This window comes from Nocardiopsis sp. CNT312, assembly GCF_000515115.1.
Taxonomy (GTDB): Bacteria; Actinomycetota; Actinomycetes; order Streptosporangiales; family Streptosporangiaceae; genus Nocardiopsis.
Window position 1 is genome coordinate 93,656 of record NZ_AZXF01000011.1, and the last position, 17,193, is coordinate 110,848.

Here is a 17,193-nt window from a genome sequence, read left to right on the forward strand (position 1 = left end):
CTCCTTGCGGCTGAGGTGTGCTGACCGGTCCACCCTAGAACGGAACCTCGGCCCCGCCCGCCCGGACACTTGCCGCGACGGATACCATACCGACCAGTCGGTCTACGTCTTCTAGGAGGCTCCCCGTGGCGTCCACCATCCTGTCCGCACGCGATCTGCAGTTCCTGCTCTACGAGTGGCTCGACGCCGAGGCCCTCACCGAGCGGCCGCGCTTCGCCGACCACTCGCGGGAGACCTTCGACGGGGCCCTGGAGCTGGCCGAGCGCGTGGCCACGGACCACTTCGCGCCGCACAACAAGCTCAACGACGCCAACGAGCCCACCTTCGACGGCGAGCGCGTCCACACCAACCCCGAGGCCAAGAGGGCCCTGGAGGTCTACGCCGAGACCGGCCTGGCCACGCTCGCCATGCCCGAGTCCGCCGGCGGCGCCCAGGCGCCCAGACTGGTCGCCAGCGCCTGCAACGCCTGGTTCCAGGCCGCCAACCTGGGCACGTTCGCCTACGCCTCCCTCACCGGCGGCAACTCCGACCTGCTGCTCGCCCACGGCAGCAAGGAGCAGATCGACACCTTCGTGGCACCGATGCTGGAGGGCCGCTTCACCGGCACCATGTGCCTGTCCGAGCCGCAGGCGGGCAGCTCGCTGTCGGACCTCACCACCCGCGCCGAGCCCGCCGACGACGGCACCTACCGCGTCTTCGGCAACAAGATGTGGATCTCCGGCGGCGACCACGAGATGTCGGAGAACATCGTCCACCTGGTCCTGGCGAAGATCCCCGGCGGCCCCCCGGGGGTCAAGGGCATCTCGCTGTTCATCGTCCCCAAGTACCTGGTGAACGACGACGGCTCCGCGGGCGAGCGCAACGACGTGGTCCTGGCCGGGCTCAACCACAAGATGGGCTACCGCGGCACCACCAACACCCTGCTCAACTTCGGCGAGGGCAAGCACACGCCCGGCGGTGCCCCAGGCGCCGTGGGCTACCTGGTCGGCGAGCCCCACCAGGGCCTGAAGTACATGTTCCACATGATGAACAGCGCCCGGATCGGTGTGGGCTCGGGCGCCGCCTCACTCGGCTACACCGCCTACCTGAAGGCGGTCGGCTACGCCCGCGAGCGGGTACAGGGCCGCCCGCTGGGCGCCAAGGACCCGGAGCAGCCGCAGGTGCCCATCATCGAGCACGCCGATGTGCGGCGGATGCTGCTCGCCCAGAAGAGCTACGCGGAGGGCGCGCTGGCGCTGGTGCTGTACGCCTCGCGCCTGTACGACGACAGCGTCAGCCTCGGGGACGAGCAGGGCCGCGAGCGCGCCGACCTGCTGCTGGACATGCTCACGCCCATCGTCAAGAGCTGGCCCTCGCAGTGGTGCCTGGAGTCCAACAGCCTCGCGATCCAGGTGCACGGCGGCTACGGGTACACCCGCGAGTACGACGTGGAGCAGCACTACCGCGACAACCGCCTCAACATGATCCACGAGGGCACCCACGGCATCCAGGGCCAGGACCTGCTGGGACGCAAGGTCCTGGTGGAGGACGGCCGCCGCCTGACGATCCTGGTGGAGACCGTCCGCGCGACCGTGGAGCGCGCCCGGAAGCTCGGCGGCGCCGAGGCCGGTTACGCGGACCTGCTGGACGCGGCGCTGACCCGTGTCGCCGAGACCGCCGCCGCGGCCTGGGCCGAGGGCGACGCGGCCGTGGCGCTGGCCAACGCCACCCCGTACCTGGAGGCGGTCGGGCACGTGGTGATCGCGTGGCTGTGGCTGGAGCAGGCCGTGGCGGCGCACGGCAAGGACGGCGCGTTCTACGACGGCAAGCGCGCGGCGGCGGCGTACTTCTTCCGCTACGAGCTGCCGCGCACCGGCCCGCAGTTCGACCTGGTCGCCTCGCGCGACCGCACCACGCTGGACGCCGACCCGAGCGTGTTCTAGCGGACGGGGGCCGCTGCGGGGACCTCCCCCGCGGCGGCACAGGATCCGGCTGAGGGGCCCGTGGCGGGCGGCGGTACCCGCCGTCAACGCAGGGCCTCTTCGCGTTCCTGCCGCCAGAGGAAGCACGGCACTGGCGGCGACGAGCGAAGCGGACACAAGCGCAGCGGCCAGCCGGACCGGACGGGGAGCGGTCGGTGGACAGGTCCGCCACCGCGCACCGAACCCGCAACCCCATGTAGCATAACGGATACAAGAAGTCACATGGAGGCCCCATGCGTGCCCTGCGCCGACTCGCCCTGCCCCTCGCCGCCTGCACGATCCTCACCCTCACCGGCTGCACCGCGGCACGCGACCTAGCCCTCGAGATCGTGCCTGAAGAGCTGCACACCGAAGTCCACACGGTCAGCGCCCTCCTGGCACGGGTGTGCCAGGAGGGGGATACGTCGCTGGCGCGTGACTTCGTCGGCGGCCAGATGCTCGGCGAAAGCTACGACCGACACATCTCCCCAGCCCTGCTCAGCCCACAAGCGCAGAAGCTCCACTCGTGGGTGGTACACGTCCGTTCGCGTTACGACACGGGCGCGGTCTGCACCGACCGAACCGTCGCGAAAGCCATCGAGCGAAGCTTCCACAACCGTGTGGGCATCGCCAACGCTTTGGAACTGAAGAAGGATCTGAGCGGTCCCGACACGCAGTTCCTGTCGGAGGCAGCAAGCGGGTACCGCGCCTCCCTGGAGGAGTGGGTCGACGCCGAACTGGGCGAGCGCGCCGAGAGCTGACCGGCCGCGCTGGACGCGGCGCGTATCCTCGGCAGCGTGACCAGCACGCTCCACACCGACGGAGCCACGGACTGGGCCGCGCGTGTCCGCGAGGCCCTGGGGCCGGGGCCCGTGGCCGCCGTGACCGGGGCCGGGATGTCCACCGACTCCGGTATCCCCGACTACCGCGGCCCGGACTCTCCTCCGCGCACGCCGATGACCTACCAGCAGTTCACCGGCGACCCCGCCTTCCGCCGCCACTACTGGGCGCGCAACCACGTGGGCTGGCGGCACATGGACCGGGTCCGCCCCAACGACGGGCACCGCGCACTGGCCGACCTCGAACGCCTCGGCGCGGTCCGCGGCGTCATCACCCAGAACGTGGACACCCTGCACTCGGCCGCGGGCAGCGAGCGCGTCATCGACCTGCACGGGCGCTACGACCGGGTGGTCTGCCTGTCGTGCTCCGAGCGCACCTCCCGCGCCCGCCTGGCCGAGCGCCTCACCGCGCTCAACCCCGGTTTCACCGGCGACGTTCCCGACGTGGAGATCGCCCCGGACGCCGACGCCGTCCTGGCCTCGACCGAGGGCTTCCGGGTGGCCGACTGCGCCTCCTGCGGCGGCGTGCTCAAACCCGACATCGTCTACTTCGGTGAGAACGTGCCCAAGGGGCGCGTCCACGACGCCTACCGGATGGTCGACGAGGCACGGGCCCTGCTCGTGGCGGGCTCCTCGCTGACCGTGCTGTCGGGGCGCCGCTTCGTCAAGCGCGCCGCCGAGCAGGGCAAGCCGGTGGTCATCGTCAACCGGGGCGCGACACGCGCCGACCATCTGGCGGCGCTGACCGTGGACGCGGGCTGCTCCCCCGTGCTGCGGTCCCTGGCCCAGTCGTACCGCGCCTGATCAGATGGCCTCACGGCGCTGGAGGTGGGCGAAGGCCGCCCAGCCCGGCAGTACGGGGAACCAGAAGGTGAGCACCCGGAACAGCAGGACGGCGGGGAAGGCGGCCTCGGCGGGTACCCCGGCCACGGTGGTGAGCCCGCCGATCAGGGCGGCCTCCACCGCGCCGAGCCCGCCCGGGGTGGGCGCGGCCGAACCGATCGCGTTGCCCGCCAGGAACACCACCGCGACCGCGACGAGGCTGGGCTCGGTTCGGGGTGCGGTGAAGGCCAGCACCGAGAAGTGCAGGCACAGGACGAACCCGACGGTGAGCAGGAGGGTTCCGCCCACCCCCAGGGCGAGACTGGCGGGCCGCTGCAACGTGTCCAGCAGCCGGGGCAGCACACCCCGCAGGTAGGGGGCGGCGCGGTCGGCGAGCGGCCGGCGCAGCCTGGGCAGGAACAGGACGGCGGCGACGGCGGCCGTGCCCGCGGCGGCGATGGCGACGACGGTCGGTGAGGGGGTGAAGCCCGTCCAGTAGGAGGTGCCGGTCAGGTAGGCGCACACCAACAGCAGGGGGACGTGCAGGGCGAAGCCCACGAGTTGGCTGAGCCCCACCGCGGAGACCGCCAGCGGCGTGGGCGCGCCCGATTTGACGGCGAACCGGGTGTTGATGGCCAGCGCGCCCAGTCCCGCGGGGGCGGCGATGCGCAGGAACGAACCGGCGTACTGCACCATGACGGTGCGCCACCAGGGCAGGCGGACGGGGACGAACCCGATCAGGGCCATCGCGGCGGCGACCATGCACAGCGTGGCCATGGCGAAGGCCGCGGCTGTCCATCCCGGCCGGGCCGCACCGATGCCCCGCAGGTCGACCCCGGCGAGCTGGTAGGCCAGGGCCAGGCCCACGGCGGTCACGACGATCACGCTGACGACGGTGCGTGGGCGCATCCGCTCCAGGCGGGCGGGGGCGGCGGGGGCCTCGGGCGCGACCGCGGCGATGCGGGACCGCACGTCGCCGAGCAGGCCGGCGTGCGAGCGCAGCCGCCTGCGCAGGTCGGAGGGGAGGCCGGCGGGCTGGAGCAGGGGCAGCAGTGCGGCGGTGGCGGGCAGGCCCAGGGCGCGCACGGCCGAACCGACGGCGCGTTCGGGGCCCACGCGCAGTGCCAGCAGCGTCAGCATCGCGGCGTTGTCCAGGGCGGTCTTGAGCGGATGGGCGGCGACAGCGCCGCGGTCGATTCCGGTGAGGGTTATGGATCCGTCGCCCTGGACGCCGACGGTGGCTCCGCTGATCTGGCCGTGGGCGATACGGCGCCGGTGCAGGTCGCCCAGCGTCCTCCAGCAGCGTTCGAGCAGGTCATCGGTGCACGCATCCGGCTCCAGGTCGTCCAGGGTACGCGTGTCGAGGACCTCGCGTGCCAGGAGGACGGTCTCGGGGCCGAGTTCGCCCAGGGCCAGGACGCGGGGGACGGTGACGCCCGCGTCGCGCGCGGCGAAGCCCAGGAGGGCGGCGTGTTCGGCGCGGCGCCGCACGCCGTAGAGCATGCGGGGCGCCACCGGGCCGCGCAGCAGGAGCAGGTCGCGCAGCCGCCGCCAGAACCCGGCGGTGTTCTCCGAGCTCAGGACGGTCAGTTCCACGCGGGTCCCGTCGTCGAGTTCGGCGGTGTGGCGGGGCTGGCCCTCGCCGTCGGGGTCGGCCGGGTGCAGGGCGGTGGCGTGCATGCCGAACCTGTTCAGCTCGTCGCGCAGACGTGTGTCGGTGGGGTCGACGGGGACCACGCCGACGGCGTAGCGGGCCAGCGCGGCGCACAGCAGGCCGGACAGGCCGGTGAGCACGAGGGCGAGTGCGGTGGTGACCAGGGCCAGGAGCGCGCCGACGGCCACGACGGCGATGCCGGTCCACATCAGGGAGCGGACCCGGGGCAGGCCGGCGGGCATGGTCAGGGTGAAGGCGACGCAGGCGGCCGCGTAGCCGAGGGTGGCGTTGGTGACGACGTCGGTGGGGGGCCCGGTGAGGATGGCGACGACGTCGCGCGAGCCCAGGATGGCGACCAGTGCCGCGTTGATGAGGGCGGCCAGGGCGTAGGCGCTGACCGCCGCGGCGGCGACACGCAGCAGGTCGCGTCCGCTGCCCTTGACGAGGGTGCGCAGCACGACGAAGCACATCAGCACGATGAGCAGGAGGTTGGCGCTCACCCCGGCGAGGAAGAGCAGACCGCGGGGGAGCAGGGCGCCGAGTTCGGCGGGGGCGGTGACCTGTTCGCCGTTGGAGAGGGCGCGGACCGTGAGCAGGATCGCGGCGACGGCGAGCAGTCCGGCCGCCCCCGCGAGCAGGTCGACGGGTCTGCGGGGGGCGCTCGGGGCGCGGCGCCCCGGCCGGGTGGTCTCTCGGATTGGGCTTGTCACGTCCCTACCCTGCCGGAACCGCGTCGCTCGGCGCACGACGGGTCCGGGTGTTTCGCGCCGGACGGCGCGGTGTGCGGGCCCAGCGCCCGTTCCACCGCCGCGGGCGCGTCGCCGGGGTCGATGGCGGTGACGGCCACGCCGCAGGCCGTGCGCTGTGCGGTGAGGGCGGGGGCGACGGTACCGGTCCTGGAGCCCGGTTCGGGATGTGTCCTGCCGTCGAGGTTCGCGCTGCGACGCATTCTCGGTCCGAGGTGCGCCCTGGGGCGAGCCTCGGACCCCAGCCGAGTCACCGGCTCAGCCGTGGAGCAGCCGGGCGGACCGGCTGCGGGGAGGCCCAGCGCCAAGTGGACGCACTCTTCGGCCGGTTCCGGAGGGACGCCCGGGCTTACCGTTCACCGGGAAGATCCCGCCCTCACGGAGCAGGCCGAGGAACGGGTGCTCGGCACCGATGCGGCCGTGTCCGAGCCGCAGGGCCGCGTAGCACGCCTCCTTGCGAGCCCCGCGGTCCTCTTGCCTGGTGAAACGGGCGCGGATAGCGTAACCGGGTGACATCACCCCAGATCACACCATCCCCCACCTCCGAGCCCCTGCCAGGGCGACGGGTCCTCGGCTTCGCCGTCGGATCGGTCGGCAACGGCGTGTTCGGCGCCGTCCCCGGCCTGCTGCTGCTCTTCTACCTCACGGAGGTCATGGCGGTTCCCGCCGCCGCGGCCGGAGCGGCCATCGTCGCCGCCAAGGTGTGGGACGCGGTGTGCAACCCCGTCGTGGGCCTGCTCAGCGACCGCGAGGCGGTGCGCACCGGCCGCCGCACCCGGCTGCTGCTCGTGGGCGCCCTCGGACTGCCGCTGCTGTTCACCGCCCTGTTCACCTCACCCTTGTCCTCCCCCACGGGCGCGCTGGTGTGGACCGGGCTGATGTTCGTCCTGGCCGCCACCGCCTACTCCTGCTTCCAGGTGCCCTACATCGCCCTGGCCGCCGAGCTCTCCCCCCGCCAGGACCAGCGCGCCCGCGCGATCTCCTGGCGCATCGTCTTCCTCACCGTCGGCATCCTGGCGGCGGGCGGCCTGGCCACGGTGGTCGTGGACGCCTTCGGCGGCGGCCGTGCCGGGCACACCGCGATGGGGCTGACCATGGGCGCCCTCATGTGCGCGACCATGCTGGTCACCGCCCTGTCCACCCAGTGGGTGCCCAGCCGCCCCGGCGAACGGGTGCTGGGGCCGCTGGCCGCCCTGCGCGCCGCACGCGGCAACCGGCCCTTCTTCGCCCTGCTCCTCGGCTTCGCCCTCCAGGCGATGGCGATCGCGGTGATGCTCGCGGGTGCCCCCTACGTGGCCGTCTACCGGCTGGGCGACTACTCGCTGACCACGGTGATGTTCGCGTGCGTGGTGGGGCCGAGCATGCTGTGCGTCCCGCTGTGGGCGGCGGCGGCCCGCCGGTTCGGCACGGTGCCGTGCTACCTGGCCGCGCTGCTCGCGGTCACCGCCGCGTGCGCCGCGCTCTTCCCCGCCGCCTCCGCCGAGTCCGCCGTCTCGGTGTTCGCTCTGCTAGGGGTGGTCGGCACGGGCTACGCCGCGCTGCAACTGCTGCCGCTGTCGCTCCTGCCCGAGACCGTGCGCGCCGACGCCGCCCGCACCGGCCAGGCCCAGTCGGGCACGTTCACCGGCGTGTGGACCGCCGCCGAGACGGGGGCGATGGCACTCGGGCCGGGGCTGTTCTCCGCGGTGCTGGCGGCGACCGCGTTCGTGTCGGGCAACGTGGAGACCGAGGCGGCCCAGCCCGCCTCCGCGGTCACCGGCCTGACCTTCGGCTTCACCGCCCTGCCCGCCGCACTGCTCGCCGTGAGCCTTCCGGCGGTGCTGCTCTACCGCCGCCTGGCCGCGGCCCACACCCGTGAGGAGAACCATGCTTCCTGAGTCCGGACGGTCCGCCGAGGACCTGCTCGCCGAGTTGAAGGCGCTGCGCGGGGGCGACGTGCCCGTGCGCGAGGGCCGGGTGGCCGCCTACGTCTACGACCCGGGCATGCCCGAGGCGCGGGAGGCCGGGCACCGCGCCTACCTGGAGATGCTGGAGGTCAACGGGCTGGACCCGACCGCCTTCCCCAGCACGGTCGCGCTGGAGCGACAGGTGGTCTCCACGGTCGCCGGGGTGCTGGGCGGCGGTTCCGGGACTCCGGGGATCTTCACCAGCGGCGGCACCGAGTCGATCATGCTCGCGGTCAAGGCCGCCCGGGACCGCTCCCCGGTGGAGCGCGGCGCGCTGGTGCTGCCGGCGACCGCGCACCCGGCGTTCCGCAAGGCCGCCCACTACCTGGGGCTGCGGGTGGTGGAGGTGCCGGTGGACCCCGTGTCCCTGCGCGCGGACGCGGCGGCCGTGGAGCGGGCGATCGGCCCGGACACGGTCCTGGCGGTGGCCTCGGCGCCGTCCTACCCGCACGGGGTGGCCGACCCGGTTCCCGCGATCGCCGCCGCGGCCGCCGCGCGGGGCGTGCCCTGCCACGTGGACGCCTGTGTGGGCGGGTGGGTGCTGCCGTGGCTGGAGGGCTCCCCCGACTTCGACCTGTCGGTGCCGGGGGTGACGTCACTCTCGGTGGACCTGCACAAGTACGGCTACGCGCCCAAGGGCGCCTCGGTGGTGCTGTTCGCCGAGGAGGAGTCGCGCCGGGCCGCCTACTTCGCGTCGGCGGGCTGGCCCGGGTATCCGGTGATCAACTCGACCGTGCAGAGCAGCAAGGGTGCCGGGCCGCTGGCCGGGGCGTGGGCGACGCTGTTGGCGGTGGGCGCCGACGGCTACCGCACGCTGGCCCGGGACGCGATGGCCGCCGCGGACCGCCTGGTGGCGGGGGTGGCGCGGATCGAGGGGCTGCGGGTGCTGGGCCGTCCGGACGCGCCGCTGGTGGCGCTGGCCGGGGAGGAGGGCGTGGACGTGTTCGCGTTGGCCGACGCGGTGGCCGGGCACGGCTGGTTCCTCCAGTCGCAGCTCTCCCACGCGGGGATGCCCGCCAACCTGCACCTGACGCTGACCGGGGTGTCGCTGGCGGGGGTGGACGACCTGCTGGCGGCCCTGGCCGAGGCGGTGCCGAAGGCGCGCCGGCCCGTGGCGGTCCCCGAGGGGCTGGTGGAGGCCGTGGCCGCGCTGGACCCGGCGGAGTTGGACGACGCGGCCTTCACCGAACTGCTGTCGGCGGTGGGTGTGGACCTGTCCGGGGTGGGCGGCGGTTCGATGGCGGTGGTCAACACGGTGTTGGACGCCCTGGAGCCGGCCACCCGCGAGGCGCTGCTGGTGCGGTTCCTGTCGGCGCTGTACTCGCCGCACACGGGCCCGGCCCCGGAGTGAGCGAAGGCCGGTGGCCGCCCGCGACGGGCGGCCACCGGCCTCGCGCCGGGCTCCGGTCAGAGGGCGGCGCGGGCGACCTCGCGCTCAGCGCGGTGGCGGCGCGCCTCGTCGGGGTCCAGCAGCGGTGCGGCGTTGAGCAGGCTGCGTGTGTAGTCGCTGCGCGGGTTCTCGTACACGCCGTCGCTGTCGCCCAGTTCCACGATCTCTCCCTGCTTCATCACCGCGACGCGGTCCGAGATCTGGCGGACCACCGCCAGGTCGTGGGCGACGAAGATGTAGGTGAGGCCGAAGTCGTCCTGAAGCTCGGACAGGAGCTTGAGGACCTGGTCCTGGGTGGACACGTCCAGCGCGGACACCGGTTCGTCGCAGACGATGAGCTTGGGCTTGAGGATGAGCGCCCGCGCGATGGCGATCCGCTGGCGCTGGCCCCCGGAAAAGGCGTGCGGGAACCGGTTGTAGTGGGCGGCCTCCAGCCCTACGCGCTCCAGCAGTTCCTGGACGCGCAGACGCACCTTCTTCGTGTCCCTCTCGCCCTGGACGCGCAGCGCTGTGCCGATCGCGTCACCGACGGTCACGCGCGGGTTGAGTGAGGAGTAGGGGCTCTGGAACACCATCTGCACGTCCTTGCGCAGCGGGCGCAGCCGCCGTTCGGGCATGTGGGTGATGTCGCGGCCCTGGAACTCGATCCGGCCCCGGGTGGGTTCCACCAGGCGCATCACCATCCGCGACAGGGTGGACTTGCCCGAACCGGACTCGCCCACCACACCGAGGGTCTCGCCCCGGTGCAGGTCGAAGGAGACGCCCTTGACCGCCCAGAAGTCCATGGTGCGGCCCCACAGTCCGCCGCGCACCTTGAAGCACATGGCGACGTCCTGGACGCGCAGCAGCGGGGCCTCGCCGTCGGCGGGCGCGGCGGGCGCGGCGGGGGTGAAGGGCTCGAAGCCGCCCCGCTCCGCGGCGTCGGCGCCCTCCGCGCGCTGGACTCCGCGCTCGCGTTCGGCGCGCTCGGCCCGGTCCGCGGCGCGGCGCTGGGCGCGGGAGACCTCCACCCTGGGCACGGCGGCGAGCAGGGCCCGTGTGTAGGGGTGCTCGGGCGCGGACAGGACGGTGCGCACGTCGCCGCGTTCCACGGCCTCACCGTGGCGCATCACCACCACCTCGTCCACCGAGCCGGCGACCACGGCCAGGTCGTGGGAGACCAGGATGAGGCCCATGCCCAGGTCGCGGCGGAGCCCGTCGAGCAGGTCCAGCACCTGGGCCTGCACGGTGACGTCGAGGGCGGTGGTGGGCTCGTCGGCCAGTAGCACCTTGGGTTCGCACATGAGCCCCATGGCGATCACCACGCGCTGGCGCATCCCTCCGGAGAACTCGTGCGGGTAGGAGTTGATCCGCTTGCCCGGCTCGGGGATGCCCACCCGCTCCAGCGAGGCGACGGCGCGCTTGCGGGCCTGGGCCCGGGACGCCTTGGGGTGGTGGACGCGGTAGGCCTCCACCAACTGGTCGCCGATGGTGTACTGCGGGTGCAGCGACTGCATCGGGTCCTGGAAGACCATGGCGATGTCGTTGCCGCGCATGCGGCGCAGCTCCCGGTCGGTGGCGGCGACCACGTCCTTGCCGGTCACCTCGATGGAGCCGGTGATCGACGCCTTGGTGCCGCGGTGCAGCCCCATCAGGGCGAGCGAGGTGACGCTCTTGCCCGAACCGGACTCGCCGACGATCCCCAGGGCACCGCCTGCGGGCACCTCGAAGGACAACCCGTTCACCGCGCGAACGTCGCCGTCCAGGGTCGGGAACGTCACCCGCAGGTCGTCCACCCGGACGACGGGCTCGGTGGAGGCCATGTCACATTCCTTCGTTCGAAGCCGGTCTGGTCGGCGCGGCGGTCTCACGCGGCGATCCGCACCCGCGGGTCGACGATCGGGTAGAGCAGGTCGACGACAAGGTTGCACAGGACGATGAAGAAGGCGCCCAGAAGGGTGACGCCGAGGATCACCGGGAGGTCCTTGGCGACGATGGCGTCGATCGCGTACTTGCCGACGCCGTTGAGCGAGAACACCGTCTCGGTGAGGATGGCTCCGCCCAGGACCAGGCCGATGTCCAGACCGAAGATGGTGACGATGGGTGTGAGGGTGGGGCGCAGGGCGTGCTTGAAGATGACCTTGCGCTCGCTGAGGCCCTTGGCCCGGGCGGTGCGGATGTAGTCCTCCCCCAGGGTCTCCAGCATGCCCGCCCGGGTCTGCCGGGCGTACTGCGCGGCGTGCAGGAAGGCGAGGGTGACCCAGGGCAGGATCATCACCTGGAACCAGCCCACCGGGTCCTCGGTGAGGGGCACGTAGCGCGGGACCGGGAAGAGGTCCCAGGTGTGCACCAGGAAGGCCAGGGAGAGCAGACCGGTGAAGTAGATGGGCAGGGAGACGCCGACCAGGGCCAGGGACATGGCGATCCGGTCGAATACGCTGCCCTTCCTGACCGCCGAGAGCACGCCGACCGCGACCCCGCCGATCAGCCAGATAACGGCCGCGCCGAAGCCGAGGGAGACCGTGACGGGCAGGCGGTTGAGGAGCTGTTCGAGGACCGGGGTGTTGGTGGTGAACGAGTATCCCAGGCACGGCGCGGCGCACTCCACCGTCTCCCGGCCGAACGTGTACTCGGTGCCCAGCAGGAGCGTTCTGAGGAAATCGAGGAACTGGACGGCGATCGGCTGGTCCAGGCCGAGGCGGTCGACCGTGGCCGCGATGGCCTCCGGGGTGGGCGCCTTGCCCACGTACATGGCGGCCATGCCCTCCGGGGTGACCCCGGCCCACCTGGGCAGGACGTAGAAGATCCAGAAGGTCACCATCGTGACGATGGCGAGCAGCAGCACGCCCGCGCCGAGGCGGCGGAGAATGTAGTTCAGCATCGCGGTCGGCGGCGGGGCGACCCTCGGAGCCGGGGCGCCCCGCCGCTTTCACCTGCCTTCTCGTACTAGTTCAGGCCGGTCGGGTACTAGCCGCGGTCCACGCCCAGGGCCATGTAGTTGTACATGGCGTAGCCCGGCTGGAAGTAGACGTTGGTCAGCTCGGCGGAGCGGTAGAACATCGCGCGGTCGAAGACCACCGGCAGGATGGCGGCCTGTTCGAGGACCATGCGCTCGATGTCGCCGTAGATGGCGGCGCGCTCCTCCGGGTCCTCGGTCTCCAGCGCCTGGTCCCACAGGGCGTTGATCTCGGGGTCGTCGAGCTCGGAGGTGTTGTAGTTGCCGGTCTCGGTGATGGCGCGGCCGTCGGTGATGGCCTGGCCGAAGCCGTAGCCGGTGGGCCAGTCCGGGATCCACCCGGAGACGCTCATGCCGATGTTGTTCTCCCGGACGAAGTCCTGGGAGCCGGCGTACTGGGCGAAGAAGTCACCGGCCGGGTAGGTCTCGATGTCGGCCTCGATACCCACACGGGCGAGGGACTCCTGGAGGGCCTCCGCGGTCTGGATGTCGTTGTCGCGGCCCTCTCGTGCGGCGATGGTGGTCTCGAAGCCCTCGGACATACCGCACTCTTCGAGCTTGCCCTGGGCGGCTTCGAGGTCACCGGTGTTGTCCTCGGAGGGGTACAGGTCCAGCTCCGGGTCGGAGCCGGGGATGGCCGGCGGGAGGAAGTTGGTGGCGATGTCGCCGCCCAGCGTTCCGCCCCAGGCGCGGTGCATGCTGTCGCGGTTGGCCGCGTACATGATCGCCTGGCGGCAGGCCACGTCCTCGATGACCGGGGTGTGGATGTTCACGTAGCGCAGCGCGCCGGAGAACAGGTTGTCCATGTTGGGCCGTGCGGACTCGTCGTTGGCCAGGCGGCTGTGCATGGCCGGTCCCACGCCGGTGCCGCCGAGGTCGACGTCGAGTTCTCCGCTGAGGAGGCGCTCGTCGATCTCCTCCTGGTTGACGTTGAGCTCGACCTCGACGCTGTCGGGCAGGGCGCGGCGGATGGGGTCGGTTTCGGCGTCCCAGTTCTCGTTGCGCACAAGGTTGAGCCCGACGCCGGCCTCGTAGTCGCCGTCGAACTTGTAGGGGCCCGAGGAGACGGGGTGCTGCTCGTAGAGCTCACCGCGGTCGGCGTCGACCGGCACCGGGGCGGTCTGCGGCGTGATGAGGATGTTGGGGAACTCCGAGAAGCTCTCCTTGAGGTGGAAGACCAGGGTGTGGTCGTCCGGGGTCTCGATCGCGTCGAACTCGCCGAGCGGGTCGGAGGACTCGTAGACGTTGAACTCGGGGTCGGCGTCGAGCTTCTGCGCGAAGTAGCTCGGGCCCTGGGCCAGGGCTCCGCCGTTGAAGTCACCGCGGATGATGCCGTACTTGACGTCCTGGGCGGTGATCTCGGAGCCGTCCTCGAAGAGCAGGCCCTGCTTGATCTTGACGGTCCACTCGGTGAAGTCCTCGTTGGACTCGGGCAGCGCCTCGGCCACGTCGGGGACCAGTTCGGTGGCGTTCTCGCCCGGCTCGGGGTTGTAGGCGAGCAGGGTGCGCGCGTAGTAGCGCGAGAAGTTCCAGTTGTACCCGTAGTAGGTGTTACCGGGGTCGGGGGAGTCGACGTCGGACGACATCGCGTAGCGCAGGGTGCCGCCGGTGGCGTCGGAGGGGTTGACGATCTCCGACTCGGCGGCGTTGAAACCCGCGCCGGCGCTCTGGCCGCCGTCGGAGTCGCTTTCGCCGCCGCCACAGGCGGACAGGAAGAGGGATGCCGCCGCGCCGAGCGCGACGAAGCCGAGGGTGCGTTTCCTCAAGGAACTGCCTTTCTACCGAACCGATCGGGGAATTGGGGTGACCACTGGGTGATCCCATGTCTACGCAAACCGGGGAGCCGGTCCGCGCGGTGACCGGGGTCAGTCGGAGGTCTTGGGGTCGAAAGCGTCGCGGAGGCCGTCACCGAACAGGTTGAACGCCAGCACGGTGATGAAGATGGCCAGGCCGGGGAAGACGATGAAGTAGGGGCCGTTCTGGTAGAAGTCCACGGCTTCGGAGAGCATCTTTCCCCAACTGGGGGTGGGCGGGTTGATGCCCACACCCAGGAAGCTGAGGGCCGCCTCGAACAGGATGTTCGTGGGGATCAGCAGGGTCGAGTAGACGATGATGGGCGTCACCAGGTTCGGCAGGATCTCCTTGAGGAGGATGTGCCGGTTGCCGGCGCCCAGGCTGCGCGCCGCCTCCACGAACTCGCGTTCGCGCAGGGAGAGCGTCTGTCCGCGGACGATGCGGGCGATGTAGGGCCAGTTGAAGAAGCCGATGATGAAGACGATGACACCGACGCGCAGTCCGTTGCCGGTCAGCCCGAAGACGCCTTCGGGGATGACGCCGACGAGGGCGATGGCGAAGAGCATCAGCGGGAAGGCCAGGAAGATGTCCATGGCCCGGCTGATGACGGTGTCGACCCAGCCGCCCTTGTACCCGGCGATGATGCCCAGGACCGTACCGATCACGACGCACAGCAGCGTGGACAGGAAGGCCACGAGCAGGGAGATCTGCGCCCCGTAGAGCAGGCGGCTGAACAGGTCCCGCCCCGTGGTGGGCTCCAGGCCGAGCAGGTGGTCGGCGCTGATGCCGCCCCACGGGTCGGTGACCGCGAACCCGGTGTCCGGGTCGTAGGGGTTGTCCGGGTCCTTGAAGGGGAGCCGGGTGGCGGGGTCGATGAGGTCCTGGTGGAACTGGGTGGGCGGGTAGCCGAACCACTTGACCAGCAGCGGGGCGAGAATCGCGGCGAGGATGAGCAGGACCACGACGACGCCCGAGACCATCGCGACCTTGTCGCTCCTCAGCCGCTGCCACGCGATCTGGCGGAGAGACCGGTTGTCCCCTCCGCCACGGGTGGCCCGGACACCGGGCTCCGCGGCGGCGTCCTGGACACCGGCGGGGCCCGCCGACTCGGGGGCTTGCGAGGGCGCACTCATCGGGACACCACTCTCTCTCCAGTCATCACTTCCAGCCGAGGGCAGGACTGATCCCGCGCATGAGGACGGGACACGCCTGGGGGTTCCCTCGGGGTCCTCACGGTGGGGCCGGTCGGTTCTCGACACTGGCTTGCGGGGGGCGGAACCTGGCACGCGGGAGAAGGTACGCCCCCGTACCGGTCGCATCCGACCGAGTGCACCCTACCTCCGCATCCGCGTGAAGTGAGATACACACGACGTCTTGTCGCCCGGCTTGCTACACGACGACCAACTTACTCGTAAGTAAGAGCGCTATCGTCCAGCTTTAACCTCTTTGACTAGATCGTAACAAACAGGAAAAGTAAGCCTATTTATCAACAAGGGATGCGATAACACCCGTGTCAGCCTCAGAACATCCTTGATCCGGTACGCCGTCGGCCTTCGGCTCCCCTCCGCCGCCCGCGACCCGGCCACGGCTGAGCGGTGCCCTGTGATCGAGGACACAGCGCACACGGCGACGCGGCGCCGGCCGAAAGCCGTGCGCCGCGTCCGTGGATCCGCACCTCGGGACCGTCCCGGGAGACCCCGCTCAGTCGATACCGCGCTTGCGCAGCAGTTCCTCGATATCGCCGAAGTCGGAGTCGGCGGGCGACTCCCGCTTCCCCTTCGGCTCGGCCGGCCCCACCCGGCCCGCGGCGTCCGAACCGCCGCCCTTGGAGCCCTTGGCCTCCGTGGATCCGCCGCGCCCGGTGCCCGTGCCCCGAGCACGCATGACGCCCGAGACGACGTAGAGCACCACCGCCAGCCCGGCGAGCACCGCCCCGGCCCACACCAGAGGGCTGAACAGCAGCCCGGTGAGCACGCCCGCCACGCCTCGGACGAACTCCCAGACCACGCCCATCAGCCCCAGCAGCGCGACGGCCAGTGGCACCAGGGACCACGCCAGGCCCCGCAGTCCCAACGCCGCGCCGCGTCGGCGCCACAGCACGAAGGAGACGATCAGCCCGACCGCCGAGAGCACGGCGCCCACGGCCAGGTCGGAGACGGGCAGGTTCTCAGGCAGCTCCAACATGAGACCAGTCTCGCACCGAAAGGCGCCGCGCACATCGGGTGAAGCCCCTAGGGAGCCCCACCGATCCGGCAGGCTCAGCGATCGGCGACCAGCGACTCCAGCCACTCCAGGTCCACGCCCACCAGGGAGTCGCGCACGAGCACGCCCTCACGCGGGGGGATCTGCGCGTGGATGGGCACGGCGACCGTCACGCACCCGGCCGCGGCCGCCGAGGCCGAGCCGATCACCGAGTCCTCGAAGGCCACGCACCGCCGGGGGTCGACACCCAGCCGCCGGGCCGCCGTGAGGTAGGGGTCGGGCGCGGGCTTGTTCGCGGCGACCTCGTCCCCGGCCACAGAGTCGTCGAAGTTCTCCAGGCCGATCCCACCGATCGCCATCCGCACCAGACTGCGCTCGGTGGAGGTCACCAGCGACACCGGCACCCCGGCCCCGGTGAGCAGCCCCACCAGCTCCTTGGCACCGGGCCGCAGCCGGGCCCGGCCCTCCTCCAGCTTGCGCTGGAACTTGGCGTAGAGACGGTCGGCGATCTGGCGCGGGGTCAGGTGCGTCGTCCCGGTCAGCTCCATGATGTAGCGACCCACCGGCTCAGCGGCGTTACCGAGGTTGACCTCGTGGTCGTGGTCGGTCCACCGCCCGCCCAGCTCGGCGGTGAGCTCGCTCTCGGACTCGTTCCACAGGTCCTCACTCTCGATGAGGGTCCCGTCCATGTCCAGCAGCACCGCTTGGAGGCGCCGCTGCCCGGCCGCCGGCCTCCCGGGCGCTTCCACCGTGTTCGTGTCAGTCATGAATCCCGGCGGCGCCGTCCGAGCCCTGGCGTCGGACACGCCGCGCACTCCCCTCGCCTGTCTCGTCGGACTCCCCGTCCCCGGTCGCACCGGGGCCTGACATCGTCGCGGACCAGGCGCCCCACGTGCGTGAAGGGCACCTGTCCGCGCACGGTACA

The 17,193-nt window shown here is 71.7% G+C and carries 13 protein-coding genes; 5 read left to right on the forward strand and 8 right to left on the reverse strand.

Annotated elements, in window-relative coordinates:
• Window positions 1-125 precede the first annotated feature (125 nt).
• The 3 genes from B042_RS0103220 (at window position 126) to B042_RS0103230 (ending at window position 3,583) form a co-directional block, all read left to right on the forward strand.
• Window positions 126-1,922 carry an acyl-CoA dehydrogenase gene (locus tag B042_RS0103220; RefSeq protein WP_028647029.1) on the forward strand — a complete coding sequence of 599 codons (1,797 nt, stop codon included), beginning with the start codon at window positions 126-128 and terminating at the stop codon, window positions 1,920-1,922.
• A 272-nt stretch (window positions 1,923-2,194) separates the two neighbouring features.
• A complete protein-coding gene (locus tag B042_RS0103225) occupies window positions 2,195-2,701 on the forward strand; it encodes a hypothetical protein (protein ID WP_028647030.1) in 507 nt (168 codons plus the stop codon).
• A gap of 36 nt (window positions 2,702-2,737) precedes the next feature.
• On the forward strand, window positions 2,738-3,583 hold the full coding sequence (locus tag B042_RS0103230) for an NAD-dependent protein deacetylase (RefSeq protein ID WP_028647031.1): 846 nt from the start codon (window positions 2,738-2,740) through the stop codon (window positions 3,581-3,583).
• Here B042_RS0103230 and B042_RS0103235 read toward each other — a convergent pair whose 3' ends face one another.
• Window positions 3,584-5,965, reverse strand: a complete 2,382-nt coding sequence (locus B042_RS0103235; protein ID WP_028647032.1) for a lysylphosphatidylglycerol synthase transmembrane domain-containing protein — start codon at window positions 5,963-5,965, stop codon at window positions 3,584-3,586. It lies immediately after the preceding gene.
• Entirely contained in the window at window positions 5,962-6,204 is a 243-nt protein-coding gene (locus B042_RS0103240; RefSeq protein ID WP_028647033.1) for a hypothetical protein, read from the reverse strand. Before B042_RS0103240 ends, B042_RS0103235 begins: the two co-directional genes overlap by 4 nt.
• Window positions 6,205-6,510: 306 nt before the next feature.
• Between B042_RS0103240 and B042_RS0103245 the strand changes: the two genes are divergently transcribed.
• On the forward strand, window positions 6,511-7,878 hold the full coding sequence (locus B042_RS0103245; RefSeq protein WP_028647034.1) for an MFS transporter: 1,368 nt from the start codon (window positions 6,511-6,513) through the stop codon (window positions 7,876-7,878).
• Complete coding sequence (locus tag B042_RS0103250; RefSeq protein ID WP_028647035.1) at window positions 7,868-9,298, forward strand: aminotransferase class V-fold PLP-dependent enzyme; 1,431 nt, start codon at window positions 7,868-7,870, stop codon at window positions 9,296-9,298. The genes B042_RS0103245 and B042_RS0103250 overlap by 11 nt, the downstream gene beginning before the upstream one ends.
• A 56-nt stretch (window positions 9,299-9,354) precedes the next feature.
• Here the strand turns inward: B042_RS0103250 and B042_RS0103255 are convergent, their stop codons facing one another.
• From B042_RS0103255 to B042_RS0103280, 6 genes are all read right to left on the reverse strand, one after another.
• On the reverse strand, window positions 9,355-11,139 hold the full coding sequence (locus B042_RS0103255; protein WP_028647036.1) for an ABC transporter ATP-binding protein: 1,785 nt from the start codon (window positions 11,137-11,139) through the stop codon (window positions 9,355-9,357).
• A gap of 44 nt (window positions 11,140-11,183) precedes the next feature.
• Window positions 11,184-12,197, reverse strand: coding sequence for an ABC transporter permease (locus tag B042_RS0103260; RefSeq protein ID WP_028647037.1), 1,014 nt, complete (start codon window positions 12,195-12,197; stop codon window positions 11,184-11,186).
• A gap of 86 nt (window positions 12,198-12,283) precedes the next feature.
• Complete coding sequence (locus B042_RS0103265) at window positions 12,284-14,038, reverse strand: ABC transporter substrate-binding protein (protein ID WP_028647038.1); 1,755 nt, start codon at window positions 14,036-14,038, stop codon at window positions 12,284-12,286.
• 99 nt (window positions 14,039-14,137) lie between these two features.
• Complete coding sequence (locus B042_RS0103270; RefSeq protein ID WP_028647039.1) at window positions 14,138-15,199, reverse strand: ABC transporter permease; 1,062 nt, start codon at window positions 15,197-15,199, stop codon at window positions 14,138-14,140.
• A gap of 568 nt (window positions 15,200-15,767) precedes the next feature.
• Window positions 15,768-16,250 carry a hypothetical protein gene (locus tag B042_RS0103275; RefSeq protein WP_028647040.1) on the reverse strand — a complete coding sequence of 161 codons (483 nt, stop codon included), beginning with the start codon at window positions 16,248-16,250 and terminating at the stop codon, window positions 15,768-15,770.
• A gap of 74 nt (window positions 16,251-16,324) precedes the next feature.
• Window positions 16,325-17,035: an HAD family phosphatase gene (locus B042_RS0103280; protein WP_036553782.1), complete on the reverse strand. Its 711-nt coding sequence runs from the start codon at window positions 17,033-17,035 to the stop codon at window positions 16,325-16,327.
• Window positions 17,036-17,193: the final 158 nt, after the last annotated feature.

Bases quoted from the DNA above. Each gene is read 5' to 3' on its own strand.
- B042_RS0103275 (WP_028647040.1), bottom strand. From the start codon at position 16,250: ATGTTGGAGCTGCCTGAGAACCTGCCCGTCTCCGACCTGGCCGTGGGC.
- B042_RS0103250 (WP_028647035.1), top strand. From the start codon at position 7,868: ATGCTTCCTGAGTCCGGACGGTCCGCCGAGGACCTGCTCGCCGAGTTG.
- B042_RS0103240 (WP_028647033.1), bottom strand. From the start codon at position 6,204: ATGCGTCGCAGCGCGAACCTCGACGGCAGGACACATCCCGAACCGGGC.
- B042_RS0103260 (WP_028647037.1), bottom strand. From the start codon at position 12,197: ATGCTGAACTACATTCTCCGCCGCCTCGGCGCGGGCGTGCTGCTGCTC.
- B042_RS0103255 (WP_028647036.1), bottom strand. From the start codon at position 11,139: ATGGCCTCCACCGAGCCCGTCGTCCGGGTGGACGACCTGCGGGTGACG.
- B042_RS0103270 (WP_028647039.1), bottom strand. From the start codon at position 15,199: ATGAGTGCGCCCTCGCAAGCCCCCGAGTCGGCGGGCCCCGCCGGTGTC.
- B042_RS0103280 (WP_036553782.1), bottom strand. From the start codon at position 17,035: ATGACTGACACGAACACGGTGGAAGCGCCCGGGAGGCCGGCGGCCGGG.
- B042_RS0103225 (WP_028647030.1), top strand. From the start codon at position 2,195: ATGCGTGCCCTGCGCCGACTCGCCCTGCCCCTCGCCGCCTGCACGATC.